The following is a 24,945-nucleotide window of genomic DNA, read 5'->3' as shown; positions in this document are numbered from 1 at the left end:
TCAGGTATCGGGTGGCCGGATCACGATCGCGACGCGGCGGTTCTTCTGCCGACCCGCCGGATCGTCGCGGCCATCGGGCGTCGCGTTCGGCGCAACGGGCTGGCGCTCGCCGAACCCTTCGACGTCGTACTCGCGTGATGTCGTGTCGCGTTCGGCGAGGAACGCGTGCACGCGGTTCGCACGGCGTTCCGACAGGGCGTCATTGTAATCGTCGTCGCCCTTGCTGTCGGTATGGCCCTGGATCGCGACCGCGCGCCGCGGGAACCCCGCGAGCAGCACACCGACACGCGACAGCACCGCGACCGCATCGGGACGCAGCGTGTCTTTGTCGAAATCGAACAGCACATCGCCCGGCAGGTCGACGACGATCGCGCCATCGGACGAGCGCGCGCCGAGGTCGTCGAGCATCGCGCGCGTCGCGGCGAGCCTGTCGGGCGGCACGTCGGCGAGTTCGAACGTCGAGGCCGGCGCCGAGCCGCTGCCGAACGTCGAGGCCGGACCGCCGGCGACCAGCGCGCTGGCGAGCGGCTTGTCCGACCACAAAGTCTCGGGCTGCTTCGACACGGTCCACGTGGTCGGCTCGTCCGGGTTGCCGCCGGCGATGCGCTTGTACGGCACGCCGGCGTGCGCGCACGCGGCGAACGCGATCGACGACGCCGCGAGCATACCGAGCGTGCGCTTCATGACCATGGCGGCGTGCATCAGGACAACGGCACGTCGACGCTGAGGCCCGGCGCATCGCGGTCGCTGCCGGGCTTGCCTTCGTTGAAGACCAGCTTGAACGTCTTCGAGCCCGGCGCGACCACGCCGAGGAACACGAGCCGGCCCTGCATCGTGTCGCCGGCCTGCACGCGCAGCCACTTGTTGTCGGCCGGCTTGCGCAGCGGGTACTTCTGACCGTCCTCGTCCTGCAGGAAGGTGCCACTGTCGGAATCGGCGAGGTTCACGAAGATCGATTCACCGCTGTACGACGCGCTGATCGTGACGAGCGTGACGTCGTCGGTCACCACGACATCCTTGACGCGCACGACGACACCGGATTCCGCCGTCGCCTGCACGGCCTTCACGAGCGGCCGCGGCGTGCCGGCCTGGTCGGCAGCGAGGACGGGCATCGCGGCGAGCGACGCACACAGGATGAGGGCGGCAAACGGGACTCGCGCGATCGATCGCGGGCGCATGGCATCTCCGGGGATTCGGCGCGGGAATGCGCCGACGGCGATGCTAGTCGACGCGCGCGGATCGGGGATTCAGAACGCGTGAAAACGAGACGTGGTGCGCAGGTGGTGCGTGCAGCGGGTCGCGTGACGTTCAGCCACGCGGCTCAGCCCTGGCGCAGCAGCGATTCGATGCGCTCGCCGTTGTCGACCGAATCGTCGTAGATGAAGCGCAATTCCGGAACGCGACGCATCTTGAGCGTGCGCGACAGCTCGCGGCGAAACTCCACGGCCATCTCGTTGAGCGCCTTGACGGCGACCTTGGACTGGTCGGACAGCAGCGTCGTGACGAACACGCGCGCGACGTCGAGGTCCTTGGTGACCTCGACGTCGGACACGCTCACGGACGGCAGCGCATGGTCGCGCACCGACTGGTGCACGAGCACGGCGATCTCCTTGCGCAATTGCACGGCGACGCGGTCGGAGCGGGTGAAATCGGCCATCGGAATCCCCTCGGTGTCGGGCCAGTGGCGGCGCGGGAATCATCCTGCGCCGCATGCACTGACTGCGATCAGAACGTGCGCTGCACTTCGATGCGCTCGAAGCACTCGATCTGGTCGCCGGGCTTGACGTCGTTGTACGCCTTGACCGCGATGCCGCACTCGGTGCCGTTGCGCACTTCGTCGACGAGCTCCTTGAAGCGGCGCAGCGATTCGAGTTCGCCTTCGAAGATCACGGTGTTGTCGCGCAGCACGCGGATCGGCTTGTTGCGCTTGACCACGCCCTCGATGACCATCGAGCCCGCGACCGCGCCGAACTTCGACGAGCGGAACACCTCGCGCACCTGCGCGATGCCGATGATCTCCTCGCGCACTTCCACGCCGAGCATGCCCGTCGCGACCTGCTTCACCTGGTCGATGACGTCGTAGATGATCGAGAAGTAGCGCAGGTCAAGGCCGTTGGATTCGACGACGCGGCGGGCCGAGGCATCGGCACGCACGTTGAAGCCGATGATCGTCGCCTTCGCCGAGACCGCGCGCATCGCGTCGGACTCGGTGATGCCGCCGACGCCCGACGAGATCACGTTGATCTTGATGAGCTCGTTGCTGAGCGCGGTGAGCGCCTGGCGCAGCGCCTCGGTCGAGCCCTGCACGTCCGCCTTGACGACGAGGTTGAGCGTCTGCTGACCCTCGCCCTGGCCCATCTGCGCGAGCACGTCTTCCATGCGGTTGCCGGCGCTCTGCACGAGGCGCGTCTCGCGACGCTTCGCGTCACGCTGCTGGGCGACGTCCTTGGCGAGGCGCTCGTCGGCGACGACGACGAAATCGTCGCCCGCCTCCGGCACGCCCGACAGGCCGAGCACCTGCACCGGGATCGAGGGACCCGCTTCGGCGACCTGCTTGCCGGTCTCGTCGAACAGCGCACGCACGCGGCCGTACTCGACGCCGCAGACGACGAAGTCGCCCTTCTTGAGCGTGCCCTGCTGCACGAGCACGGTCGCGACCGGGCCGCGGCCCTTGTCGAGGCTCGACTCGATCACCGCGCCGGTGGCGCGGCCTTCGCGGACCGCCTTGAGCTCCATGACCTCGGCCTGCACCGAGACCGCGTCGAGCAGCGCGTCGACGCCCATGCCGGTCTTGGCCGACAGCGGCACGAACTGCGTGTCGCCGCCCCAGTCTTCCGGGATCACCTCGTGCTGGGCGAGGCCCTGCTTGAGGTTGTCCGGATTGGCCTCGGACTTGTCCATCTTGTTCATCGCGACGATCAGCGGCACCTTCGCGGCGCGCGCATGCTTGATCGCCTCGACCGTCTGCGGCATGACGCCGTCGTCCGCCGCGACCACGAGGATCACGATGTCGGTCGCCTGTGCGCCGCGCTGGCGCATCGAGGTGAACGCGGCATGGCCCGGCGTGTCGAGGAACGTGATGACGCCCTTCGGCGTCTCCACGTGGTAGGCGCCGATGTGCTGCGTGATGCCGCCCGCCTCACCCGACGCGACCTTGGTGCGGCGGATGTAGTCGAGCAGCGAGGTCTTGCCGTGGTCGACGTGGCCCATGATCGTGACGACGGGCGGACGCGACTCCTGCTCGCCGCCCGCATCGACGTGCGCGAGCAGGTCGGTCTCGGCGTCGTTGTCGGTGGCACGGATCGCGGTGTGGCCGAGCTCCTCGACGACGAGCGCCGCGGTGTCGTGGTCGATGACCTGGTTGATCGTCGTCATGACGCCCATCTTGAACAGCGCCTTCACCACCTCGGCACCCTTGACGGCCATCTTCTGCGCGAGGTCGGCGACGCTGATCGAGTCACCGATCGCCACGTCGCGCACGACCGGCGCGGTCGGACGCGAGAACCCGTGCGAACCACCCGAACCGCCGCCGCGCGACGGTTCCGGCGCACGCTTGTGCGGCTTCTTGCGGCCGGTGCGACGCGCGCTGCCTTCCGACGAGAGATGCAGTTCGTTGCCGAAATAGCGCGGCTGCGACGGACCGTCGCCGTCGCGACCGCCGCGATGGCCCTGCCCTGCGCCGTGGCGCGGCTTGCCGTAGCGCGAAGGCTCCTGCGCGGACGGGGCCTGAGCCGGGGTGGGCGACGGCGCGGCTGCAGGCGCCGGAGCGGGTGCCGGAGCAGGCGGCGGAACCGGCGCCGGTGGTGCGTAACGCTTGCGCTCGACGATGATCGGGCCGATCGGGCCCAGCGGTGCCGGGCGCGTCGTCTCGACACGCGGGGCGGGCGCCTCGACGAAATCCTCGACGATGGCCGGAGCAGCAGCTGCTGCTGCAGCGGCGGCTGCGTCCGCGGCTGCCGCTGCGGCGGCATCTTCGGCCTGACGACGGGCGTCTTCGACAGCCTGGCGCGAGGCCTCCTCGTCGTGGCGACGCTTGTCGACGACCTGCTGGCGCGAGACTTCCTCGGCGTCGCGCTTCTGCTGGGATTCCTGCAGCTTGCGCAGCGCGTCCTCGCGCTCGGGATCGACCGGGACCTGGTCGTCGACCGAGCTGCGCTTGACATAGGTGCGCTTCTGGCGGACTTCGACGTTGACCGTCTTGGTCGCTGCGCCGCGCTGGCCCGGGTTGACCGTGAGCTCGCTGACCGTGCGGCGCTTGAGGGTGACCTGGCGCGGTGCGCTGTCCTCGGGCGAGGTCTCGCTCTTGCCGTGGTTGCGGCGCAGGAAGCCGAGCAGCTTCACCTTCTCGGTGCTGCTGATCGACTGTTCCGGATCCGAAAACTTCATGCCCGCCTCGGCGAGCTGCGAGAGCAGCTTGTCGACCGGCGTGCCGAGCACGGTGGCCAGTTGCTTGATGGTGACGTCCGACATTCTCTGTGTACTCCTGACCTGCCCGCCTGGGCAGCCCGCCCGCGGAATGCCCGCCCGCGCCGGCCCCGGCGCGATGCGGTGGTGCCCGACCGGGCTAGTCGGCGCGCGCCGCCATGATCAGCTCGCGCGCACGTGTTTCATCGATATCCTGGATGCCGAGCTCGATGAGCTCGTCGGTGGCGAGGTCGGCGAGGTTCTCGCGCGTGACGATGCCGTGGCCGGCCAGTTCGTACGCGAGTGCCTCGTCGATGCCCTCGACCGCGAGCAGGTCGTCGGCCGGCTTGTGTTCCTCGATCTCCTCCTCGACCGCGAGCGCGTCGGTGAGCAGCGCGTCGCGTGCTCGCGCACGCAGTTCCTCGACGATGTCCTCGTCGAAGCCGTCGATCGCGAGCAGCTCGGCGGTCGGCACGTAGGCGATCTCCTCGACCGTCGAGAAGCCCTCCTGCACGAGGATCTGCGCGATCTCGTTGTCGACCTCGAGCTTATCGATGAACAGCTGGCGCGCGGCGTCCTGCTCGCCTTCGCTCTTCTGGCGCACCTGGTCGGCGGTCATGACGTTGAGCTGCCAGCCGCTGAGCTTGCTGGCGAGGCGCACGTTCTGGCCGCCGCGGCCGATCGCCTGGGACAGCTTGTCCTCGGCGACCGCGATGTCCATCGAGTGCTTGTCCTCGTCGACGATGATCGACTGCACCTCGGCAGGCGCCATCGCATTGATGACGAACTGCGCGTGGTTGTCGTTCCACAGCACGATGTCGATGCGCTCGCCGTTGAGCTCGTTCGACACCGCCTGCACGCGCGAACCGCGCATGCCGATGCAGGCGCCGATCGGATCGGTGCGGTGGTCGTGCGCGAGCACGGCGATCTTGGCGCGGTCGCCCGGATCGCGTGCGCAAGCCTTGATCTCGACGAGGCCCTGGCCGACTTCCGGCACCTCGAGCTTGAACAGCTCGATCATGAATTCCGGCGCGGTGCGCGAGATGAACAGCTGTGGGCCGCGCGGCTCGGAGCGAACTTCGTGCAGGTAGCCGCGCAGGCGGTCGCCGGCACGCACGACCTCGCGCGGGATCGCCTTGTCGCGCGGGATGAACGCCTCGGCGTTGCCGCCGAGGTCGACGTAGATGTTGCCGCGCTCGACGCGCTTGACGATGCCCGTGATGAGCTCGCCGACCCGGTCGCGGTAGGCATCGACGACCTGCGCGCGCTCGGCCTCGCGCACGCGCTGCACGATCACCTGCTTGGCGGCCTGCGCGGCGATGCGCCCGAACTCGGGGTTCTCGATCTGTTCCTCGATGTACTCGCCGACCTCGATCGCCTCGTCCACGTCGACGGCGTCCATGAGGCGGATCTGACGATCCGGCGACTCCATGACGACGTCGTCGGCGACGACTTCCCAGCGCCGGAACGTCTCGTACTCGCCCGAGTTCGTGTCGATCGACACGCGCGCGGCGACGTCCTCGTTCGGATAGCGCTTCTTCGCGGCGGACGCCAGTGCGGCCTCCATCGCCTCGAAGATCACGTCACGCGGCACGCCCTTCTCGTTGGCGACCGCGTCAACGACCAGCAACAGTTCTTTGCTCATTCTCGTCCACTCCTGCGCGACCGCCTCGGCGGCCTCACTTCTGTTTCGGCGCGCGCTTGCGCGAGCCGGCTTCCTCGTTCTTGCGGCGCGACGTGGCCAGGCCGAGCGCCTCGTAGTCGGGCACGAGGCGCGCCTTGGTGATGTTGGCGTGCGCGATCAGCACGTCGCGGCCATCCTGGTCGATGTGCACGCCTTCGGCGTCGACGGCGAGGATCGCGCCGTGGAAGCGCGAGCGGCCGTCGATCGGCAGCGCCGCGTGCACGCGCGCCTCGCTGCCGACGAAGCGGGCGAACTGCTCCGGCGTGAACAGCGGGCGGTCGATGCCCGGCGACGACACCTCGAGCGTGTAGCGTCCTTCGATCGGGTCGTTGACGTCCATGAGCGCGGAGATCTCGCGGCTCACGCGCTCGCAGTCCTCGATCGTGACGGGTCGGTCCGGCACGTCGATGTAGACGCGCAGGAGGCTGCTGCCACGGCTCGGACTGAACTCGATGCCGACGAACTCGAGGCCGAGGTCGGCCACCAGGGGAGCAAGGAGTTCGTTGAGCTGCTCGTTCGTCACGTAAGGCCGCCGTCCTGAGAAAACCAAAAAAAAATGGGCACAAGGCCCATTCCGTAGTCCGCCGTTGTCATGCATCCCAACCATCGGCAACGTGCGCATCCTGCGCCTCGGACCGAGGGGCCGCCGAAGCGGCCCCTCACCGAATAGTTGGTAGCGGGGGCAGGATTTGAACCTGCGACCTTCGGGTTATGAGCCCGACGAGCTGCCAGACTGCTCCACCCCGCACCAGAGCCGGCAATCTTAGCGACTTGCGTCGAATCACGCAAGCACCATGACACCGGAAACCTCGTTTCCCGATCCCTCCGCAGCGGCTGCCGGAAGGATGGACGCCCGAGATGGGGCGCGTGGCACCGGCTTCAAGGCCGGTGCCCCTGCATGCCTGCGGTCAGAGGCCGAACGCGCGGTTGCACCACGCGAACAGCGGGCCCGACGCGAAGCCGAGGCCGAGCAGCGCGATGCCGTTGACCGAGAGCACCCAGCGCAGCGGGCGGTCGGCCGGAAGCACGAGCGTGCCGCCCTCGATCGCATCGTCGAAGTACATGACCTTGACGACGCGCAGGTAGTAGAACAGGCCGACGATCGCGAACACGATCGCGACGATCGCGAGCCACAGGTAACCTGCGTCGACCGCCGACTTGAGCACGAGCAGCTTGGCGAAGAAGCCGAACAGCGGCGGCACGCCGGCCAGCGAGAACATGATCGTCGCCATGACCGCGGCGTACCAGGGGCTGCGCTGGTTGAGGCCCTTGAAGTCGTCGATCTCGTCGGCCTCGAAGCCGGCGCGCGCGAGCAGCGCGATCATGCCGAACGCGACCACGGCGGTCAGCGCGTAGGCGACCGCGTAGAACATCGCCGCGGCGTAGCCCGCCGGCGTCGCGCCGACGAAGCCGAGCAGCAGGAAGCCGACGTGCGAGATCGTCGAGTACGCGAGCATGCGCTTGAGGTTGGTCTGCGCGATCGCGAACAGGTTGCCGACCGCGAGCGACAGCACGGCGAGGATCGCGAGCATCTGCGACCAGTGCGCGCTCATGCCGCCGAGACCGTCCTCGAGCAGGCGGTAGGCCAGCCCGAACGCGGCGAGCTTGGGCGCAGAGCCGATGAACGTCGTCACGGCCGTGGGCGCACCGTGGTAGACGTCCGGCAGCCACATGTGGAACGGCACCGCGCCGAGCTTGAACGCGACGCCGACGACGATGAACACGACGCCGACCGCGAGCAGGTTCGGATGCTGCACGTTCGGCGTCGCGGCGACGATGCGCGCGAGGTCGAGCGTGCCGGTCGCGCCGTACACCATCGACATGCCGTACAGCAGCATGCCCGAGGCGAGCGCGCCGAGGACGAAGTACTTGATCGCCGCTTCGGCGGCGATCGCCGAGTCGCGGTTGAGCGCGACGAGCGCGTACGACGACAGCGCGAGCAGCTCGAGGCCGAGGTAGGCGGTGACGAGGTTGCCGGCCGACACGAGCAGCAGCATGCCGAGCGTCGCGAACAGGATCAGCAGGTAGAACTCGCCGACCAGCAGCTTGCGTTCCTGCATGTAGTGGCGGCCGTAGACCAGCGCGAGCGCCGTCGTCAGCAGCACGGCGAGCTTGAGCGTCGTCGCGATCATGTCCACGACGAACATGCCGCCGAACGCGGTCACGCGCTCCGCCGGCGCGGCGCTCCAGACGAAGCCCGCGGTCACCGCGAGCGCGATGATCGACAGCACGTGCGTGACGATGCGATGCGACGGCTTGATGAACAGGTCGACGATCAGGATCGCGCCGATCGAGCCGAGGAACACCAGCTCCGGCAGGATCGTGACGAGGTCTCGGGTATTGAATTCGGTCATCGTCGCGTTCTCAGACCTTGGCCAGCAGGAGCCTGCCGACGATCTGCTGGACCGAGGTCTCCATGAGGTCGGTCAGCGGTTTCGGGTAGATGCCCACGAGCAGCACTGCGGCGGCGAACGCGCCGAGCACGATCCATTCGCGCGCGTTCAGATCGGTCAGCTCGGCGACCTTCGGGTTGGTGATCTCGCCGAAGATGACGCGCTTGACCAGCCACAGCGTGTAGGCGGCGCCGATGATCAGCGTGAAGGCGGCGACCGCGGCGATCCAGAAGTTGTCCTGGAACGCGGCGAGGATGACCATGAACTCGCCGACGAAACCGCTCGTGCCGGGCAGGCCGCAGTTGGCCATCGCGAACAGCACGAAGAACGCGGCGTACCACGGCATCACGTTGGCGACGCCGCCGTAGTCACGGATCATGCGCGTGTGCAGGCGGTCGTAGAGCACGCCGATGCACGAGAACATTGCGCCGGACACGAAGCCGTGCGAGATCATCTGCACCATCGCGCCCTGCAGGCCGAGGCGCGCCGCGTCGGGGTTCTGGTGGTCGCGCACGAGGGCGAGCGCGATGAAGATGCCGAGCGTCACGAACGCCATGTGGGCGATCGAGGAATACGCGATGAGCTTCTTCATGTCGTCCTGCACGAGGGCGACGTAGCCGATGTAGACCACCGCGACGAGCGACATCGCGATGACGACCCACGCGTACTCCTGCGAGGCGTCGGGCGTGATCGGCAGCGAGAAGCGGATGAAGCCGTAGCCGCCGACCTTGAGCATGATCGCGGCCAGGATCACCGAGCCGCCGGTCGGCGCCTCGACGTGCGCATCGGGCAGCCACGTGTGCACGGGCCACATCGGCACCTTGATCGCGAACGCGACCAGGAACGCGAAGAACAGCCAGGCCTGTTCCGTACTGTTCAATCCCGCCGACGCGAACGCCGCGAGCGAGAACTCGCCGGTCTTCATGTGCAGGTAGATCAGGCCGACCAGCATGAAGATCGAGCCGAGGAACGTGTAGATGAAGAACTTGAGCGTCGCGTAGACGCGGCGCGGGCCGCCCCAGATGCCGATGATGATGAACATCGGGATCAGCATGGCTTCGAAGAACACGTAGAACAGCAGCGCGTCGGTCGCCGCGAACACGCCGATCAGCATGCCCACGAGGGCGAGCATCGCCGCCATGTACTGCGAGACGCGCTCGTCGATCGAGCCCCACGAGCCGATGATCACGAGCACGCTCGTGAACGTGGTCAGCACGATCAGCGCGACCGCGATGCCGTCGACGCCGAGGCCGTAGTAGACCTTGAGCGCATCGATCCACGCATGCGACTCGATGAACTGCATGCCGCCGGCGGCCGCGTCGTAGCCCGTGTAGAGCGGGATGCTCGCGACGAACGTCGCGATCGCGATGCCGAGGGTCAGCCAGCGCGCGGTGCCGGGATTGCGGCCGAGCGCGAGCACGGCGACCGCGCCGAGCAGGGGCAGCCAGATGAGGACGCTGAGGAGGGGCCAGTCAGCCATGGTGTTCGTCGTTCCCCGTCGATCAGGCGGCCATGCGCGTCACGCCCCACCACAACCCGCCGAGCAGCAGGATGAGGCCGAGGATCATCGCGAATGCGTAGTGGTAGAGGTAGCCGGACTGCAGGCGGCGCACCGCACCGGCGAGGCGGGCGACGAGGCCGGCCGAACCGTTGACGATCGCACCGTCGATGACGGCGACGTCGCCGGCCTTCCAGAGGCCGCGGCCGAGCGCGATGCCGCCCTTCGAGAACACCGCCTGCGAGACGTCGTCGGCGTAGTACTTGTTCATGAGCAGCGTCTGCAGCGGGCGGAACGTCTTCGCGAACCAGGCCGCGATCGACGGGTTGAACAGCCAGATGTAGGTCGCCACCGCGAAGCCGGCCAGCGCGAGCCAGAAAGGCGCGGTCTGCAGGCCATGCAGGATCATGCCGCCCGCGCCGTGGAAGTTCCGACCGAGCTCGCCGAGCACGTCGTTGGCTTCACGCACGAAGATCACGCCATCGAAGTAGCTGCCGAACAGCATCGGGCCGATGGTCAGGAAGCCGATCACGATCGACGGGATCGCGAGCAGCATGAGCGGAACGGTCACGACCCACGGTGACTCGTGCGGCGCGTGCGCGAGGTGGCCCGGCTCGTGGTGGCCGTGGTCGTCGTGGTGCGCGTCGTCATGCCCGTGGCCATGGCCGTGCGCATCGTGCGCGTCGACGACGAAGCGCTCCTTGCCGTGGAACGTCATGTACAGCGAACGGAACGTGTACAGCGCGGTCACGAACACGCCGATCAGCACGCAGGCGTAGGCATAGCCCGAACCGAAGCGGTGCGACTCGCCGACCGCCTCGATGATCGCGTCCTTCGAGAAAAAGCCCGCGAAGCCCGGTGCACCGGCGAGCGCCAGCGAGCCGATCCACATCGTGATCCACGTGATCGGCATGTACTTGCGCAGGCCACCCATGTGGCGCATGTCCTGCTCGTGGTGCATCGCGATGATCACCGAGCCCGCGCCGAGGAACAGCAGCGCCTTGAAGAACGCGTGCGTCATGAGGTGGAACACGCCGGCCGCGTAGGCCGAAGCGCCGAGCGCGACGGTCATGTAGCCGAGCTGCGACAGCGTCGAGTACGCGACGACGCGCTTGATGTCGTTCTGCACGACGCCGATCAGGCCCGTGAACAGCGCACCGGTCGCGCCGATGATCAGGATGAACGAGAGCGCCGTGTCGGACAGCTCGAAGATCGGCGACATGCGCGCGACCATGAAGATGCCGGCCGTGACCATCGTCGCGGCGTGGATCAGCGCCGAGATCGGCGTCGGGCCTTCCATCGAGTCGGGCAGCCAGATGTGCAGCGGCACCTGCGCCGACTTGCCCATCGCGCCGATGAACAGGCAGATGCCGACGATCGTCGCGACGTGCCACGGATGGCCCGCGATGAGCTCGACCGTGCGCGCGCCCATCTCGTTGGACGGGTCCTGCGCGTAGGCGAAGACGGTCGCGTAGTCGAGCGAGCCGCCGAACCACAGCAGCACGCCGGCGATGCCGAGCAGGAAGCCGAAGTCGCCGACGCGGTTGACCAGGAACGCCTTCATGTTCGCGAAGATCGCGGTCGGACGCTTGAACCAGAAGCCGATCAGCAGGTACGAGACGAGGCCCACCGCTTCCCAGCCGAAGAACAGCTGCAGGAAGTTGTTGCCCATGACCAGCATGAGCATCGAGAACGTGAACAGCGAGATGTAGCTGAAGAAGCGCTGGTAGCCGTCGTCCTCGTGCATGTAGCCGATCGTGTACAGGTGCACGAGCAGCGACACGAACGTGACCACGACCATCATCATCGCGGTGAGCTTGTCGATCAGGAAGCCGACGTGCGCCGAGTAGCGGCCGATCTCGAACCAGGTGTAGACGTTCTCGTTGAACGTCGCCGCACCGCCCCAGACGAGCTGGTAGAGCACGACGAACGAGAGTGCGCAGCTCAGCGCGACGCCGCCGATCGTGACGGTGTGCGCGCCGACACGGCCGATCTGGCGGCCGAACAGGCCCGCGAGCACCGCGCCGAACAGCGGCGCGAGCACGATCACGAGCAGGAGGGTCTTGGAGATCGTCATGCGCTCAACCCTTCAGGCGGTCGATGTCGGTGACGTCGATCGTCGCGCGGTTGCGGAACAGCACGACGAGGATCGCCAGACCGATCGCCGCTTCGGCAGCGGCCACGGTGAGGATGAAGAACACGAACACCTGCCCGGCCGGATCGCCGAGGAAGCGCGAGAACGCGACGAAGTTCGTGTTGACCGCGAGCAGCATGAGCTCGATGCACATGAGCAGCACGATCACGTTCTTGCGGTTGATGAAGATGCCCGCGACGGCGATGCAGAACAGCACCGCGCCGAGCGTCAGGACATGCGCGAGCGTGATCACGGCGACTCCCCCTGCTTCGTCTCGGCCGCCATCTTGACGATGCGCAGGCGGTCCTCGCGGCGCACCTGCACCTGGCGGGACGGGTTCTGCTTCTTGACGCCTACGCGGTGGCGCAGCGTGAGCGGCACCGCGGCGATGAGGCCTACCGTGAGGATCAGCGCGGCGACCTCGAACGGCAGCAGGTAGTCGGTGAACAGCGAGCGCGCGAGCCATTCGATGTTCGACAGCCCTGCGGTGGCGGCCGGGTCGGCGATCGGCTCGACCTTGAGGCTGCGCACGCCGATCAGCATGAGCATCTCGACGAGCATGACGGCGGCGACCGCGACGCCGATCGGCAGGAAGCGCGAGGCGCTCTCGCGCAGCGGCACGAGCTCGATGTCGAGCATCATGACCACGAACAGGAACAGCACCATCACCGCGCCGACGTAGACCAGCACGAGCGCGACGGCGAGGAACTCGGCTTCGGCGAGCAGCCACACGCAGGCCATGGAGAAGAACGTCAGCACGAGGCTGAGCGCCGCGACGACGGGGTTCCTCACGCTGATGACCGCGAGCGCGGCCGCCGCGGCGACCGCCGCGAACACGTAGAAACAGACGAGCTCGAATGTCACCTGGATTCTCCCCTCGTGCTCATCGGAACGCCGCGTCCTGCGCGCGTGCGGCGGCGATCTCGCCCTCGTAGCGGTCGCCGATCGCGAGCAGCTGCAGCTTGGTCACGACGTTCTCGCCGCGCTTCTCGAAGTGGTACTCGTGCACGTGCGTCTCGACGATCGAATCGACCGGGCACGACTCCTCGCAGAAGCCGCAGAAGATGCACTTGAAGAGGTCGATGTCGTAGCGCGTGGTGCGCCGCGTGCCGTCCTCGCGCGCGGCCGAGTCGATCGTGATCGCGAGTGCCGGGCACACCGCCTCGCACAGCTTGCACGCGATGCAGCGCTCCTCGCCGTTCGGGTAGCGGCGCAGCGCGTGCAGACCGCGGAAGCGGTTCGACTTCGGGATGTGCTCCTCGGGATAGCGCATCGTGTACTTCGGCTTGAGCATGTAGCCGAAGGTCAGGCGCAAGCCCGCGAGGAGCTCGAGCAGGAGCAGGCTCTTGAGGTATCGGACGACGCTGTTCATGGCTTGCTGAGGTTCCTTGGCTCGCTCATGCACCGATGGTGACCCAGCCGAAATACTTCATGCAGGCCGCGACGGCGACCCACACGATCGTGATCGGGATGAACACCTTCCAGCCCAGGCGCATGATCTGGTCGTAGCGGTAGCGCGGGAACGACGCGCGGAACCACAGGTAGAAGAACGAGAAGAAGAAGGCCTTGGCGAACGTCCACCACCAGCCCGGCGCGCCGAGGAAGCCCCACGATTCCGGGAACGGGCTCAGCCAGCCGCCGAGGAACAGGACCGACGCGAGGAACGCGATCAGGATCATGTTCGCGTATTCGGCGAGGAAGAAGATCGCGAACGCGGAACCCGAGTATTCGACGTGGAAGCCCGCGACGATCTCCGACTCGCCTTCGGCGACGTCGAACGGCGCGCGGTTGGTCTCGGCCACGCCCGACACGAAGTAGATGACGAACATCGGCAGCAGCGGCAGCCAGAACCAGTCGAACAGGCCCTTGCTGCCCTTCTGCGCGAGCACGATCTCGGACAGGTTGAGGCTGCCCGAGAGGATCAGCACGCTGACCAGCGCGAAGCCCATCGCGATCTCGTAGGAGACCGTCTGCGCGGCCGCGCGCATCGCACCGAGCATCGCGTAGCGCGAGTTCGAGGCCCAGCCGGCGAGGATGATGCCGTACACGCCCATCGAGGTCATCGCGAGCAGGAACAGCAGGCCCACGTTGAGGTTCGACAGCACGACGCCCGCGTCGAACGGCACCACGGCCCACGCGGCGAGTGCCGGCACGAGCGCGATCAGCGGCGCGAGGAAGAACATCGTCTTGTTCGCGGCGTCCGGGCGCAGGACTTCCTTGAACAGCAGCTTGAAGACGTCGGCGAAGGCCTGCAGCAGACCGAGCGGGCCGATCTGGTTCGGCCCCATGCGCGCGTGCATCCAGCCGATGACCTTGCGCTCCCAGTACACGAACATCGCCACGGTGATGATCACCGGCACGGCGATGGCGAGGATCTTCAGGAGCACCCACACGGTGAGACCCGTGTTGCCGTACCCGAGCAGGATGTCGCGCAGGGGATCGAACACGCTCAGGACCTCGCAATCGTCAGTGTCGCGCCGTACGGCGGCAACAGGGCGGTGTCGTCGTAACCGGCCTCGAGCCAGGCCGCGCCGGCCGGAACCTCGGTGCTGAGCTCGACCGCGAACGCGGCTTCACCGATGCGCGCCGAACCGCCCTGCCCGATGCCGAGCGCGAGGCCGTCCTGCGGATGCAGCACGAGGCGCGCGCCGCGGTTGAGCGGATGCGCGGCGAGCGCGGGCGAACGGCGCAGCACGGCGTCGGTGCGGTAGATCGCACTCGTCGCGATGCGCACGAGGCCAGCCGCGGCGTCGGTCGTTGCACGCGCACCCGGCGCACGCAGCGGCGTCGCGGCGACGTCGGCGATGCGCGCACGCGCCTCGGCGATCTCGACGAAGTCGAAGCCGTCGAGCGCGAGCGCCGCACCGAGCGCGCGCAGCACGCGCCAGCCCGGACGTGCATCGCCCGGCAGCTTCGTGCCGGGACGCACGACCTGGGTGATGCCGTCGAGGTTGGTCAGCGTGGCATCGATCTCGGGCAGCAGGCCGATCGGCAGGATCACGTCGGCGACCTCGCGCAGCGCGCTTCCGGCGTAGGCCGAGAACGCGACCACGGTCGGGGCCGCGGCGAGCGCGGACCAGGCCTGCGCGCCGTCGGCGAAATCGGCCGGCGCGTCGACGTTGTAGAGCAGGTAGCCGTCACGCGGCGCGGCGAGCTGGGCGCGCACGTCGCCGCCTTCGCCACGCGGCAGCACGCCGGCGCGGGCGAGGCCGACGGCGTTGGCGGCCAGCGGGATCTCGTCGAACGCGCTGTTCGTCGCGGTCGCGACGTGGCGTGCGGCAGCGCGCAGCCAGGCGGCCTGCGGATGCGTCGTGGCGGCTTCGCCGAGGATCACGACCGACGAACCGGCGCCCGCAAGCGCGGCGGCGATCGCCTCCGAAGCCTCGTCGTCACCGGCCTGCGCGAGCGCATCGGCGAACGCACCGCCCGTCGATGCCGCACCGGCGGCGCGACCGAGCGACAGCAACGCGTCGACGAACGCCTGCGGCGCGACGATGCGCTTGCCGGCGAGCGGGAACGTCGCGTCGCCGTCGAGCACGTTGACCGTGTAGACCTTCGCGCCGTGCTTGACCGCCTTGCGCAGGCGCACGTTGAGCAGCGGCAGTTCACGGCGCGGCTGGCAGCCGACCAGCACGACCACGTCGGCCTTCTCGATCTCGGCGAACGGCATCTCGAACGCGGTCGCGGCGGCGCCGTCGGACAGGTCGAGCTGACGCAGGCGATGGTCGATCGCGTCGTGGCCGAGCGCGCGCACGAGCTGCGCGACGAGCGCGCCCTCTTCGGTCGACGTGGCGCCTTGCACGAGCGTGCCGAGCGCACCGCGCGGCACGCCGCGCAGCGCCTCGCTGGCCGCGCGCAGGCCTTCGTCCCAGTCGACCTCGTGCCAGGTGCCGTCGCGCTTGACCAGGGGACGCTTCGCACGATCGGTGGCGTAGACGCCCTCGTGGCTGTAGCGGTCGCGGTCCGACAGCCAGCACTCGTTGATCGCCTCGTTGTCGCGCGGCACCGTGCGCAGCACTTCGCCGCGGCGCGTGTGCAGCCACAGGTTCGAGCCGAGCGCGTCGTGGTAGCCGATCGATTCGCGCGCGAGCAGCTCCCACGCGCGTGCCTTGAAGCGGAACGCCTTGTTGGTCAGCGCGCCGACCGGGCACACGTCGATGACGTTGCCCGACAGCTCGCTCATGAGCGGCTTGCCGACGTAGGTGCCGATCTGCAGGCGCTCGCCGCGCTCCATGCCGCCGAGCTCGTAGGTGCCCGCGACCTCGGCCATGACGCGCACGCAGCGCGTGCACTGGATGCAGCGCGTCATCTCGGTCTCGACGAGCGGACCGAGGTCCTCGTCGGGGATCGTGCGCTTGCGCTCGACGAAGCGGCTCACCGAGCGGCCGTAGCCCATCGAGAGGTCCTGCAGCTCGCACTCGCCGCCCTGGTCGCAGATCGGGCAGTCGAGCGGATGGTTGATGAGCAGGAACTCCATCACGTTGCGCTGCGCGGACAGGGCGCGCTGCGACTGCGTGAAGATCTTCATGCCGTCGGCGACCGGGGTCGCGCAGGCCGGCTGCGGCTTGGGCATCGGCCGGCCGCCCATCTCGACCTCGACCATGCACATGCGGCAGTTGGCGGCGATCGGCAGCTTCTCGTGGTAGCAGAAACGCGGGATCGAGATGCCGAGCTTGTCGGCCGCCTGGATGATCATCGAGCCCTTAGGCGCGAACGTCTCGCGGCCGTTGATCTCGATCGCGACGTGGTCGGGCGGCGTGTTCGGGTTGGCCGGCTGCGCGCTCATGCGGCGACTCCGATCTGCGCGTCGACGATCGAACGCTTGTGCTCGATGAAGTACTCGAACTCGTGCCAGTAGTGGCGCAGGAAGCCCTGCACGGGCCACGCGGCGGCCTCGCCGAACGCGCAGATCGTGTGGCCCTCGATCTGGCCGGCGGCCTGCTTGAGCATCTCGAGATCGCCGTGTTCGGCCTTGCCCTCGGCGATGCGCGTGAGCATGCGGTACATCCAGCCGGTGCCTTCGCGGCACGGCGTGCACTGGCCGCACGACTCGGCGTAGTAGAAGCGCGCGATGCGCTGGCAGGCGCGCACCATGCAGGTGGTCTCGTCCATGACGATGACCGCGCCCGAGCCGAGGCCGGAGCCGGCCTTCTGGATCGCGTCGTAGTCCATCGTGGTCGCGAGCATCGTCTCGGCCGGCAGCACCGGCATCGACGAGCCGCCCGGGATCACCGCCTTGAGCTTGTTGCCGTTGCGCACGCCACCGGCCATCTCGAGCAGCTCGGAGAACGGCGTGCCGAGGCGGATCTCGTAGTTGCCGGGCTTGTTGACGTGGCCCGACACCGAGAAGATCTTCGGGCCGCCGTTGTTCGGCTTGCCGAGGTTGAGGAACCAGTCGGCGCCCTTGTTGAGGATCGCCGGCACCGAGGCGTAGGTCTCGGTGTTGTTGATCGTCGTCGGGCGGCCGTACAGGCCGAAGTTCGCCGGGAACGGCGGCTTGAAGCGCGGCTGGCCCTTCTTGCCCTCGAGCGACTCCATCAGCGCGGTCTCTTCGCCGCAGATGTAGGCGCCTGCGCCGAGCGCAGTGTGGATGTCGACGTCGATGCCCGAACCGCCGATGTCCTTGCCGAGCAGGCCTGCCGCGTAGGCTTCCTTGAGCGCAAGCTCGAAGTGCTCGAACGGCTCGTGGTGGAACTCGCCGCGCAGGTAGTTGTAGGCCACCGTCGAACCCGTGCAGTAGCACGCGATCGCGAGGCCTTCGACCACCGCATGCGGGTTGAAGCGCAGGATGTCGCGGTCCTTGCAGGTGCCCGGCTCGGACTCGTCCGAGTTGCACAGGATGTACTTCTGGCCCGGCGCGGTGCGCGGCATGAACGACCATTTCAGGCCGGTCGGGAAACCGGCGCCGCCACGGCCGCGCAGCGAGCTCTTCTTGATCTCGTCGATGAGCGTCGCCGGGTCGGGTTTCTCGGCGAGGATCTTCTTCCAGGCCTTGTAGCCGTCCACCTTGAGGTAGCTTTCCAGCGACCACGGCGTGTCGAAATGCAGGGTCGTGTAGACGACCTGGTGTTCCTGCGGGGCGGGACCGACGGCCATCTCAGGTGCTCACTTCAGCTTTTCGAGGATCTCGTCCACCTTCGCGGTGTCGAGGTTCTCGTGGTAGTGGCCGTTGACGACCATCATCGGCGCGCCGCAGCACGCGGCCAGGCACTCTTCCTCGCGCTTGAGGTAGATGCGGCCGTCGGCGGTGGACTCGCCGAGCTTCGTTCCGAGCTTCTTCTCGCAGTGGCGCACGAGGTCCTCGGCGCCGTTGAGCCAGCACGAGATGTTCGTGCAGATCGCGACGTTGTTGCGGCCGACCGGCTTGGTCTCGAACATCGAGTAGAAGCTCGCGACCTCGAACGCCCACACCTGCGGCAGGTCGAGGTACTTCGCGACCGCGACGATGAGCTCGTCGGTCAGGAAGCCGTTGTTCTGCTCCTGCGCCGCGAACAGCGACTGGATCAGCGCCGAACGCTTGCGGTCGGGCGGGAACTTGGCGATCCAGTGCTCGATGTGCTCGCGGGTGTGCTCGCTGAGCAGCGCCATCGGGTCGATGTCGCGGATCTCGTTCCAGGTACCGGTCGGTTTCATCGGTCGATCTCCCCGAAGACCACGTCGTAGGTGCCGATCATCGCGACGACGTCGCCGAGCATGTGCCCGCGCACGATCGAATCCATCGACGACAGGTGGGCGAAGCCCGGCGCGCGCAGCTTGACGCGGAACGGCTTGTTGGCGCCGTCCGAGACGAGGTAGCAGCCGAACTCGCCCTTCGGCGCCTCGACCGCGGCGTAGGTCTCGCCGGCCGGGACGCAGTAGCCTTCGGTGAACAGCTTGAAGTGGTGGATGAGGGCTTCCATGTCGTCCTTCATCTCCTCGCGCTTCGGCGGGGCGACCTTGTAGTTCTGGACGATCACGGGACCCGGATTCGCGCGCAGCCAGGCCACGCACTGCTGGATGATGCGGTTGGACTGGCGCATCTCCTCGACGCGCACGAGGTAGCGGTCGTAGCAGTCGCCGTTGACGCCCACCGGAATGTCGAAATCGACCTCGGCGTACTTCGCGTACGGCTGCTTCTTGCGCAGGTCCCAGGCGATGCCGGAGCCACGCAGCATCGGGCCCGTCATGCCCCAGGCCTTGGCGTGCTCGGGCGAGATGACGCCGATGTCGACCGTGCGCTGCTTCCAGATGCGGTTGCCGGTCAGCAGCTCTTCGTACTCGTCGACCTTGGTCGGGAAGTCCGCGCAGAACGCGTCGAGGTAGTCGAGCATCGAGCCTTCGCGCCAGGCGTTGCGCTGGGCGAGGTCCTTGCCCTTGTGCCAGCGCGATTCCTTGTACTTCGGCATCTGCTCGGGCAGGTCGCGGTAGACGCCGCCGGGACGGTAGTAGGTCGCGTGCATGCGCGCGCCCGACACCGCCTCGTAGCAGTCCATGAGTTCCTCGCGCTCGCGGAACGCGTACAGGAACAGCGCCATCGCGCCGAGGTCGAGGCCGTTCGTGCCCACCCACATCAGGTGGTTGAGGATGCGCGTGATCTCGTCGAACATCGTGCGGATCCACTGCGCGCGTTCGGGCACCTCAAGACCGAGCAGGTTCTCGATGGCACGCACGTAGGCGTGCTCGTTGCACATCATCGAGACGTAGTCCAGGCGATCCATGTAGCCGATCGACTGGTTGAACGGCTTGGACTCGGCGAGCTTCTCGGTGCCACGGTGCAGCAGGCCGACGTGGGGATCGGCGCGCACGACGGTCTCGCCGTCCATCTCGAGCACGAGGCGCAGCACGCCGTGGGCCGCGGGATGCTGCGGCCCGAAGTTCATCGTGTAGTTGCGGATTTCCTGCATGGCCTACTTCCCCGCCTTGCGTTCGGCCGCAGCCTGTTCGTAACGCGAATCGTCGCGGATCGTGCGCGGCACGAGCACGCGCGGCTCGATCGACACGGGTTCGTAGACGACGCGCTTCTTGTCGGGGTCGTAGCGCATCTCGACGTTGCCGATGAGCGGGAAGTCCTTGCGGAACGCGTGGCCGACGAAACCGTAGTCGGTGAGGATGCGGCGCAGGTCCGGATGGCCTTCGAAGACGATGCCGAACAGGTCGAACGCCTCACGCTCGAACCAGTCCACACCGGGCCACACCTCGACGAGCGAGGGCACCGCGGGCAGCTCGTCGTCGGCGCAGAACGCGCGCATGCGCAGGCGCGCGTTGCGCTCGAGCGAGAGCAGGTGTACCACGACGGCGAAGCGGCGCGGGATCGCGGTGTCGCGCGGGCGGTCGTCCCAGCGGAAGCGGCCCGGGCCTTCGCCCTCGACGCCACGCGAGAAGCCCTGCGAGGACACGTCGCTGGTGTCCCACTCGGTGTCGCCGTAGCTCAGGTAATCGACGCCGCTGACGTCGATCGGCACGTCGAACGCGAACGCGGCGTCGTCGCGCAGCGTGCGCGCGACCGCGAGCCAGTGCCCGGGCAGCACTTCGATGGTGGTTTCACCCACGGACTCGGTGACCGAGACGAGCTGGTCGCCGAAACGCTCCGCGAGCAGGCGGGCAAGGGAAGTCGGTTCGCTCATGCCGGTGCTCAGCGTGCGATCGTGTTGGTACGACGGATCTTCTTCTGCAGCTGCAGGATCCCGTGGATCAGCGCTTCCGCGGTCGGCGGGCAACCGGGAACGTAGACATCGACGGGCACGATGCGGTCGCAGCCGCGCACCACCGAGTAGGAATAGTGGTAATAGCCGCCGCCGTTCGCGCACGACCCCATCGAGATGACCCACTTCGGCTCGGGCATCTGGTCGTAGACCTTGCGCAGCGCGGGGGCCATCTTGTTGACCAGCGTGCCGGCCACGATCATGACGTCGGACTGGCGCGGCGACGGGCGGAAGATCACGCCGTTGCGGTCGAGATCGAGGCGCGCGGCGCCCGCGTGCATCATCTCGACGGCGCAGCAGGCCAGGCCGAACGTCATCGGCCACATCGAACCGGTGCGTGCCCAGTTGACGAGGTCGTCGACGCGCGCCGTGACGAAGCCGCGCTCGAGCAGCGGGTTGTCGTCACCGGGACGCAGGATGTCGTCGACGAGGCTGACGGGGTCCGGGTTGTGCATCACCCGGCTGACGGTGTCGATCACTCCCATTCGAGAGCCCCCTTCTTCCATTCGTAGATGAAGCCGACCGTGAGGATCAGCAGGAAGATGCCCATCGCGACGAGCGCCGGCAGACCGACGTCCTCGAAGACGACGGCCCACGGGATCAGGAAGGCGACTTCCAGATCGAACAGGATGAACAGGATCGCGACAAGGTAATACCGCACGTCGAAACGCATGCGGGCGTCCTCGAACGCCTCGAAGCCGCATTCGTACGGCGCGAGCTTCTCGGCCACGGCCTTCTTGGGGCCGAGCACGTTGCCGAGGACCAGGAGGGCGATGCCGATGACGGCGGCGACTGCAAGGAACAGCAGTACGGGAAAATACTCGGATATCACACGCACCTCCGCGCTCGTCGCGCATCAGCGGTTGCCACCCCACCTGGGGTGGCAACGACGGTTACCTGCAATTTGGTGCCCAAGGGGGGACTCGAACCCCCACAGCTTTCGCCGCTACCACCTCAAGGTAGTGCGTCTACCAATTCCGCCACCTGGGCAACGCCTGTCAAGCTCCGTCCTTCCCCTTCTCATCGGACTTCGATGGGGCGGGCTCGTCGGCCTTGGGGGCCGGCGTGACCGCCGAATCGGCAGGCTCCGGTGCCGGGACATCCGTTGCCGGAGTCGCCGCAGGTGCCGGCACGTCGCCCGTGGGGGCTGGAGCCGGAACCTCGGATGCCGCGGGCGCCACCGCACCGGACATCACACCGAGATCATCCGTGGAGCTTACCGCACCGGGACGACCATGATAAATGCCCATGCCGAGGCTGAGCAGGAAGAACAAACTGGCAAGTACCGCCGTGCTGCGCGAAAGGAAGTTCGCGGAGCCACGGGCACCGAAGACGGTCGCCGACGCGCCGCCGCCGAAGCCGGAACCGGCATTGGCGCCCGCGCCGCGCTGCATGAGGATCAGCGCGATCATCGCGATGGCGATGAGGACATAGAAGACTTGGGCAACGATCGTGATCATGTGGATCTTCAGGACACCTGTCGCGCCACCGCGGAAGCGGCGTCGCAGATCGCAAGGATTTCGGACACCACCAGCGAGGCTCCGCCGATCAACCCGCCATCGATGTCGGGTGCGGCGAACAGCTCGGCTGCGTTGGCGGCCTTCACGCTTCCCCCGTAAAGGATGGTCAGCGAGCTCGCTATTCTAGCATCGAGTCTCCCCAGTTTGTCACGCACGAATGCATGAACCTCCTGGGCCTGCCCCGGCGTGGCCGTCCGGCCCGTGCCGATCGCCCAGACCGGCTCGTAGGCGACCACGGCATCCGCGAACGCGGCGATGCCCGCCGCCTCGACGACGGCCTCGACCTGGCGCGCCACGACGGCCTCGGTCTCGCCCGCGTCGCGATGCTCGAGCAGCTCGCCCACGCACAGCACCGGCACCAGGCCGGCAGCCTGCGCGGCGATGAACTTGCGCGCGACGACCGCGTCGGTCTCGCCGTGCAGCTGGCGGCGCTCGGAATGGCCGACCAGCACGTAGCGGCAACCGACCTCGCGCAGCATCGCCGCGGCGACCTCGCCCGTGAACGCGCCCTGCGCATGCTCGCTGACGTCCTGCGCGCCGAACGCGAGGCGACCACCGCCGTGCGCGGCGACGAGTTCGCCGAGGTACGGGAACGGCGGCATCACGGCGATGTCGATGCCGGCGGGATGCGCGGCGAGCGCGCCGCACAGCTCCGCGGCGAGCGCGCGCGAACCGTGCAGCTTCCAGTTTCCGGCGACGAGCTTGCGGCGCATGTCGGGGACCTGCACGGTTCGAAAAAGGGTCGCGAAGGATAGCGACCGTGCCGCGCGCCCGCAAACCGCCGGCGTGGCCTGCGGTTTTTTCGGTACGCTCGCGGCTCCACCGCCCGAGGAGCCACGATGCCCGCCCCTTCCCGAGGCCATGCCCTCGTCACCGGCGCGTCGGCCGGCATCGGCGCCGCGTTCGCACGCGCCCTCGCCTCGCGCGGCACGCCGCTCGTGCTCGTCGCGCGCCGTGCCGACCGGCTCGAATCGCTCGCTGCCGAGCTGCGCACGGCGCACGGCATCGAGGTCGTCGTGCTGCCCTGCGACCTCGCCGATCCGCACGCCCCCGCGACGCTGCAGGCCGAACTCGAGGCGAGCGGGATCTTCGTCGGCACGCTGGTCAACAATGCCGGCTACGGGGTCACCGGTTACCTGCTGTCGCAGCCGTGGGAGACCCATGCGGCGTTCCTGCAGGTGCTGCTCACGGCGCCGACGGAACTCTGCCACCGCTTCCTGCCCGCGATGCGCGAGCGCGGCTTCGGCCGCATCGTCAACGTCGCGTCGCTGGCCGGGCACGTACCGGGATCGGCGGGCCAGACGCTCTACGCGGGCACCAAGGCCTACCTCGTCAAGCTCTCGCAGGCGCTCACGCTCGAGTACGGTGACGAAGGCGTGCACACCTGCGCACTGTGCCCGGGCTTCACGTGGTCGGAGTTCCACGACGTGACCGGCTCGCGCGAGCTGATGTCGAAGATGCCGCGCTGGATGTGGATGGATGCCGACACGGTCGTCGCGCAAGGCCTCGACGCGGTCGAGCGCGGCGAGGCGGTGCTCGTGAACGGGCGCGTGAACCGCCTCATCAAGACGATGTTCAAGCTGCTGCCCGACCGCATGGCACTGCGCATGATCGGGCGCCGCTCGCGGCAGTTCCGCAAGGCGGCGCCCGACTGAGCACGGGCGTGCGCGATCAGATCAGCTTGATCTCGCGCAGGCGCTGCATGAGGTACTCGTGCGCCGTGATCGAGGTGTCGTAGCGCTTCGGGTTGTCGGCGTCGACGCACGACGGCAGCACGTCGAGCACGACGTCGGGGTTCGGATGCAGGAAGAACGGCACCGAATAACGCGGCTTGCGCGCATTGTCGTTCTGCGGATTGACCACGCGGTGCGTGGTCGACGGGTACACGTGGTTGGTCAGGCGCTGCAGCATGTCGCCGATGTTGACGACGATCGCGTCGCCCTCGGTCGTGATCGGCAGCCAGCTGCCTTCGCGCGTGAGCACCTCGAGACCTTCGGCGCTCGCGCCGACCAGCAGCGTGATGAAGTTGATGTCCTCGTGCGCGCCGGCGCGCACGTTGGGGATGTCGGTCGCGGTGATCGGCGGGTAGTGGATCGGGCGCAGGATCGAGTTGCCGACGTTGGTCTTGTCCTCGAAGAAGTTCTCGGCCAGGCCGATGTGCAGCGCGAGCGCACGCAGGACGCGCGTGCCGAGATCGTCGAGCGCCTCGTAGAGGCCGTAGCCGTACTCGCGGAAGCCGGGCACCTCGTCGGGCCACAGGTTCGGCGGCATGACGTCGGCGAAGCGCGAGTCGCGCGGGATCTCGCGGCCGACGTGCCAGAACTCCTTGAGGTCGGGATGGCGCGAATCCTTCGCCGTCTCGATGCCGAACGGCGTGTAGCCGCGCGCGCCGCCGCTGCCGGGCACGTGGTACCTGATCTTGACCTCGGGCGGCAGCGCGAAGAAGCGCTGGAACGCGTCGTAGGCGCCGTCGATCGCCTCGCGCGCGATGCCGTGGCCGCTGATGCAGCAGAAGCCAAACTCGCGGTAGGCCGCGCCGATCTCGGCGACGAATGCCTCGCGGTCGCTGTCGTAGCGACGGATGTCGAGCGTGGGGACCTTCTTCATCGGGCTGCCATCCTTCGGGAGCGG

24 protein-coding genes and 2 tRNA genes are annotated in these 24,945 nt (G+C 67.9%); 1 reads left to right on the top strand and 25 read right to left on the bottom strand.

Features of this window, described 5'->3' with window-relative positions:
* From ACQQ2N_RS13220 to tpiA, 24 genes are all read right to left on the bottom strand, one after another.
* Nucleotides 1–702 carry an OmpA family protein gene (locus ACQQ2N_RS13220; protein ID WP_440222041.1) on the bottom strand — a complete coding sequence of 234 codons (702 nt, stop codon included), beginning with the start codon at nt 700–702 and terminating at the stop codon, nt 1–3.
* The gene (locus ACQQ2N_RS13215) at nt 702–1,178 is read right to left on the bottom strand and encodes a hypothetical protein (RefSeq protein ID WP_440222040.1); all 477 of its coding nucleotides are present in this window, start codon (nt 1,176–1,178) and stop codon (nt 702–704) included. Before ACQQ2N_RS13215 ends, ACQQ2N_RS13220 begins: the two co-directional genes overlap by 1 nt.
* A gap of 143 nt (nt 1,179–1,321) precedes the next feature.
* Nucleotides 1,322–1,663 carry a 30S ribosome-binding factor RbfA gene (rbfA, locus tag ACQQ2N_RS13210; protein ID WP_440225762.1) on the bottom strand — a complete coding sequence of 114 codons (342 nt, stop codon included), beginning with the start codon at nt 1,661–1,663 and terminating at the stop codon, nt 1,322–1,324.
* A 62-nt stretch (nt 1,664–1,725) separates the two neighbouring features.
* Nucleotides 1,726–4,470, bottom strand: a complete 2,745-nt coding sequence (gene infB, locus ACQQ2N_RS13205) for a translation initiation factor IF-2 (RefSeq protein ID WP_440222039.1) — start codon at nt 4,468–4,470, stop codon at nt 1,726–1,728.
* 94 nt (nt 4,471–4,564) lie between these two features.
* Nucleotides 4,565–6,049 carry a transcription termination factor NusA gene (nusA, locus tag ACQQ2N_RS13200; RefSeq protein WP_440222038.1) on the bottom strand — a complete coding sequence of 495 codons (1,485 nt, stop codon included), beginning with the start codon at nt 6,047–6,049 and terminating at the stop codon, nt 4,565–4,567.
* Between the two features lie 34 nt (nt 6,050–6,083).
* Nucleotides 6,084–6,611 (bottom strand): ribosome maturation factor RimP, encoded by a 528-nt coding sequence (gene rimP / locus ACQQ2N_RS13195; RefSeq protein ID WP_440222037.1) that lies wholly within the window; start codon nt 6,609–6,611, stop codon nt 6,084–6,086.
* A gap of 148 nt (nt 6,612–6,759) precedes the next feature.
* Nucleotides 6,760–6,836 (bottom strand) — tRNA-Met (locus tag ACQQ2N_RS13190).
* A gap of 160 nt (nt 6,837–6,996) precedes the next feature.
* Nucleotides 6,997–8,442 (bottom strand): NADH-quinone oxidoreductase subunit NuoN, encoded by a 1,446-nt coding sequence (gene nuoN, locus ACQQ2N_RS13185; RefSeq protein WP_440222036.1) that lies wholly within the window; start codon nt 8,440–8,442, stop codon nt 6,997–6,999.
* Between the two features lie 10 nt (nt 8,443–8,452).
* Entirely contained in the window at nt 8,453–9,961 is a 1,509-nt protein-coding gene (locus ACQQ2N_RS13180; protein ID WP_440222035.1) for an NADH-quinone oxidoreductase subunit M, read from the bottom strand.
* A gap of 22 nt (nt 9,962–9,983) precedes the next feature.
* Nucleotides 9,984–12,056, bottom strand: a complete 2,073-nt coding sequence (nuoL, locus tag ACQQ2N_RS13175; protein WP_440222034.1) for an NADH-quinone oxidoreductase subunit L — start codon at nt 12,054–12,056, stop codon at nt 9,984–9,986.
* A gap of 4 nt (nt 12,057–12,060) precedes the next feature.
* Nucleotides 12,061–12,366, bottom strand: a complete 306-nt coding sequence (gene nuoK, locus ACQQ2N_RS13170) for an NADH-quinone oxidoreductase subunit NuoK (protein ID WP_440222033.1) — start codon at nt 12,364–12,366, stop codon at nt 12,061–12,063.
* Nucleotides 12,363–12,977, bottom strand: a complete 615-nt coding sequence (locus ACQQ2N_RS13165) for an NADH-quinone oxidoreductase subunit J (protein ID WP_440222032.1) — start codon at nt 12,975–12,977, stop codon at nt 12,363–12,365. Before ACQQ2N_RS13165 ends, nuoK begins: the two co-directional genes overlap by 4 nt.
* A 19-nt stretch (nt 12,978–12,996) precedes the next feature.
* Complete coding sequence (nuoI, locus tag ACQQ2N_RS13160) at nt 12,997–13,485, bottom strand: NADH-quinone oxidoreductase subunit NuoI (protein ID WP_440222031.1); 489 nt, start codon at nt 13,483–13,485, stop codon at nt 12,997–12,999.
* A 25-nt stretch (nt 13,486–13,510) separates the two neighbouring features.
* Nucleotides 13,511–14,566 (bottom strand): NADH-quinone oxidoreductase subunit NuoH, encoded by a 1,056-nt coding sequence (gene nuoH / locus ACQQ2N_RS13155; RefSeq protein ID WP_440225761.1) that lies wholly within the window; start codon nt 14,564–14,566, stop codon nt 13,511–13,513.
* On the bottom strand, nt 14,563–16,899 hold the full coding sequence (gene nuoG, locus ACQQ2N_RS13150; RefSeq protein WP_440222030.1) for an NADH-quinone oxidoreductase subunit NuoG: 2,337 nt from the start codon (nt 16,897–16,899) through the stop codon (nt 14,563–14,565). The genes nuoH and nuoG overlap by 4 nt, the downstream gene beginning before the upstream one ends.
* On the bottom strand, nt 16,896–18,209 hold the full coding sequence (nuoF, locus tag ACQQ2N_RS13145; protein WP_440222029.1) for an NADH-quinone oxidoreductase subunit NuoF: 1,314 nt from the start codon (nt 18,207–18,209) through the stop codon (nt 16,896–16,898). The genes nuoG and nuoF overlap by 4 nt, the downstream gene beginning before the upstream one ends.
* A 9-nt stretch (nt 18,210–18,218) precedes the next feature.
* Nucleotides 18,219–18,746 carry an NADH-quinone oxidoreductase subunit NuoE gene (gene nuoE / locus ACQQ2N_RS13140; protein ID WP_440222028.1) on the bottom strand — a complete coding sequence of 176 codons (528 nt, stop codon included), beginning with the start codon at nt 18,744–18,746 and terminating at the stop codon, nt 18,219–18,221.
* Entirely contained in the window at nt 18,743–19,996 is a 1,254-nt protein-coding gene (locus ACQQ2N_RS13135; protein WP_440222027.1) for an NADH-quinone oxidoreductase subunit D, read from the bottom strand. Before ACQQ2N_RS13135 ends, nuoE begins: the two co-directional genes overlap by 4 nt.
* Before the next feature lie 3 nt (nt 19,997–19,999).
* Nucleotides 20,000–20,716: an NADH-quinone oxidoreductase subunit C gene (locus ACQQ2N_RS13130; protein WP_440222026.1), complete on the bottom strand. Its 717-nt coding sequence runs from the start codon at nt 20,714–20,716 to the stop codon at nt 20,000–20,002.
* 8 nt (nt 20,717–20,724) lie between these two features.
* The gene (locus ACQQ2N_RS13125) at nt 20,725–21,279 is read right to left on the bottom strand and encodes a NuoB/complex I 20 kDa subunit family protein (protein WP_440222025.1); all 555 of its coding nucleotides are present in this window, start codon (nt 21,277–21,279) and stop codon (nt 20,725–20,727) included.
* The gene (locus tag ACQQ2N_RS13120; protein ID WP_440225760.1) at nt 21,270–21,626 is read right to left on the bottom strand and encodes an NADH-quinone oxidoreductase subunit A; all 357 of its coding nucleotides are present in this window, start codon (nt 21,624–21,626) and stop codon (nt 21,270–21,272) included. The genes ACQQ2N_RS13125 and ACQQ2N_RS13120 overlap by 10 nt, the downstream gene beginning before the upstream one ends.
* 73 nt (nt 21,627–21,699) lie before the next feature.
* Nucleotides 21,700–21,784, bottom strand: a tRNA-Leu gene (locus tag ACQQ2N_RS13115).
* A gap of 8 nt (nt 21,785–21,792) precedes the next feature.
* Entirely contained in the window at nt 21,793–22,254 is a 462-nt protein-coding gene (gene secG / locus ACQQ2N_RS13110) for a preprotein translocase subunit SecG (RefSeq protein WP_440222024.1), read from the bottom strand.
* Nucleotides 22,255–22,262: 8 nt separating this feature from the next.
* Entirely contained in the window at nt 22,263–23,027 is a 765-nt protein-coding gene (gene tpiA / locus ACQQ2N_RS13105) for a triose-phosphate isomerase (RefSeq protein ID WP_440222023.1), read from the bottom strand.
* 126 nt (nt 23,028–23,153) lie between these two features.
* Here tpiA and ACQQ2N_RS13100 point away from each other — a divergent pair, with 126 nt between their 5' ends.
* Nucleotides 23,154–23,969 carry an SDR family NAD(P)-dependent oxidoreductase gene (locus tag ACQQ2N_RS13100; protein ID WP_440222022.1) on the top strand — a complete coding sequence of 272 codons (816 nt, stop codon included), beginning with the start codon at nt 23,154–23,156 and terminating at the stop codon, nt 23,967–23,969.
* Between the two features lie 16 nt (nt 23,970–23,985).
* Here the strand turns inward: ACQQ2N_RS13100 and ACQQ2N_RS13095 are convergent, their stop codons facing one another.
* Nucleotides 23,986–24,921 (bottom strand): isopenicillin N synthase family dioxygenase, encoded by a 936-nt coding sequence (locus tag ACQQ2N_RS13095; protein WP_440222021.1) that lies wholly within the window; start codon nt 24,919–24,921, stop codon nt 23,986–23,988.
* Nucleotides 24,922–24,945 lie beyond the last annotated feature (24 nt).

This window comes from Dokdonella aquatica (assembly GCF_051987395.1).
In the GTDB taxonomy this organism is placed as follows: domain Bacteria; phylum Pseudomonadota; class Gammaproteobacteria; order Xanthomonadales; family Rhodanobacteraceae; genus Dokdonella.
This window is presented reverse-complemented; position numbering and strand designations above follow the sequence as displayed.

Bases quoted from the DNA above. Each gene is read 5' to 3' on its own strand.
- ACQQ2N_RS13220 (WP_440222041.1), bottom strand. From the start codon at position 702: ATGCACGCCGCCATGGTCATGAAGCGCACGCTCGGTATGCTCGCGGCG.
- ACQQ2N_RS13215 (WP_440222040.1), bottom strand. From the start codon at position 1,178: ATGCGCCCGCGATCGATCGCGCGAGTCCCGTTTGCCGCCCTCATCCTG.
- infB (WP_440222039.1), bottom strand. From the start codon at position 4,470: ATGTCGGACGTCACCATCAAGCAACTGGCCACCGTGCTCGGCACGCCG.
- nusA (WP_440222038.1), bottom strand. From the start codon at position 6,049: ATGAGCAAAGAACTGTTGCTGGTCGTTGACGCGGTCGCCAACGAGAAG.
- nuoN (WP_440222036.1), bottom strand. From the start codon at position 8,442: ATGACCGAATTCAATACCCGAGACCTCGTCACGATCCTGCCGGAGCTG.
- ACQQ2N_RS13180 (WP_440222035.1), bottom strand. From the start codon at position 9,961: ATGGCTGACTGGCCCCTCCTCAGCGTCCTCATCTGGCTGCCCCTGCTC.
- nuoL (WP_440222034.1), bottom strand. From the start codon at position 12,056: ATGACGATCTCCAAGACCCTCCTGCTCGTGATCGTGCTCGCGCCGCTG.
- nuoI (WP_440222031.1), bottom strand. From the start codon at position 13,485: ATGAACAGCGTCGTCCGATACCTCAAGAGCCTGCTCCTGCTCGAGCTC.
- nuoG (WP_440222030.1), bottom strand. From the start codon at position 16,899: ATGAGCGCGCAGCCGGCCAACCCGAACACGCCGCCCGACCACGTCGCG.
- nuoF (WP_440222029.1), bottom strand. From the start codon at position 18,209: ATGGCCGTCGGTCCCGCCCCGCAGGAACACCAGGTCGTCTACACGACC.
- nuoE (WP_440222028.1), bottom strand. From the start codon at position 18,746: ATGAAACCGACCGGTACCTGGAACGAGATCCGCGACATCGACCCGATG.
- ACQQ2N_RS13135 (WP_440222027.1), bottom strand. From the start codon at position 19,996: ATGCAGGAAATCCGCAACTACACGATGAACTTCGGGCCGCAGCATCCC.
- ACQQ2N_RS13130 (WP_440222026.1), bottom strand. From the start codon at position 20,716: ATGAGCGAACCGACTTCCCTTGCCCGCCTGCTCGCGGAGCGTTTCGGC.
- ACQQ2N_RS13125 (WP_440222025.1), bottom strand. From the start codon at position 21,279: ATGGGAGTGATCGACACCGTCAGCCGGGTGATGCACAACCCGGACCCC.
- secG (WP_440222024.1), bottom strand. From the start codon at position 22,254: ATGATCACGATCGTTGCCCAAGTCTTCTATGTCCTCATCGCCATCGCG.
- tpiA (WP_440222023.1), bottom strand. From the start codon at position 23,027: ATGCGCCGCAAGCTCGTCGCCGGAAACTGGAAGCTGCACGGTTCGCGC.
- ACQQ2N_RS13100 (WP_440222022.1), top strand. From the start codon at position 23,154: ATGCCCGCCCCTTCCCGAGGCCATGCCCTCGTCACCGGCGCGTCGGCC.
- ACQQ2N_RS13095 (WP_440222021.1), bottom strand. From the start codon at position 24,921: ATGAAGAAGGTCCCCACGCTCGACATCCGTCGCTACGACAGCGACCGC.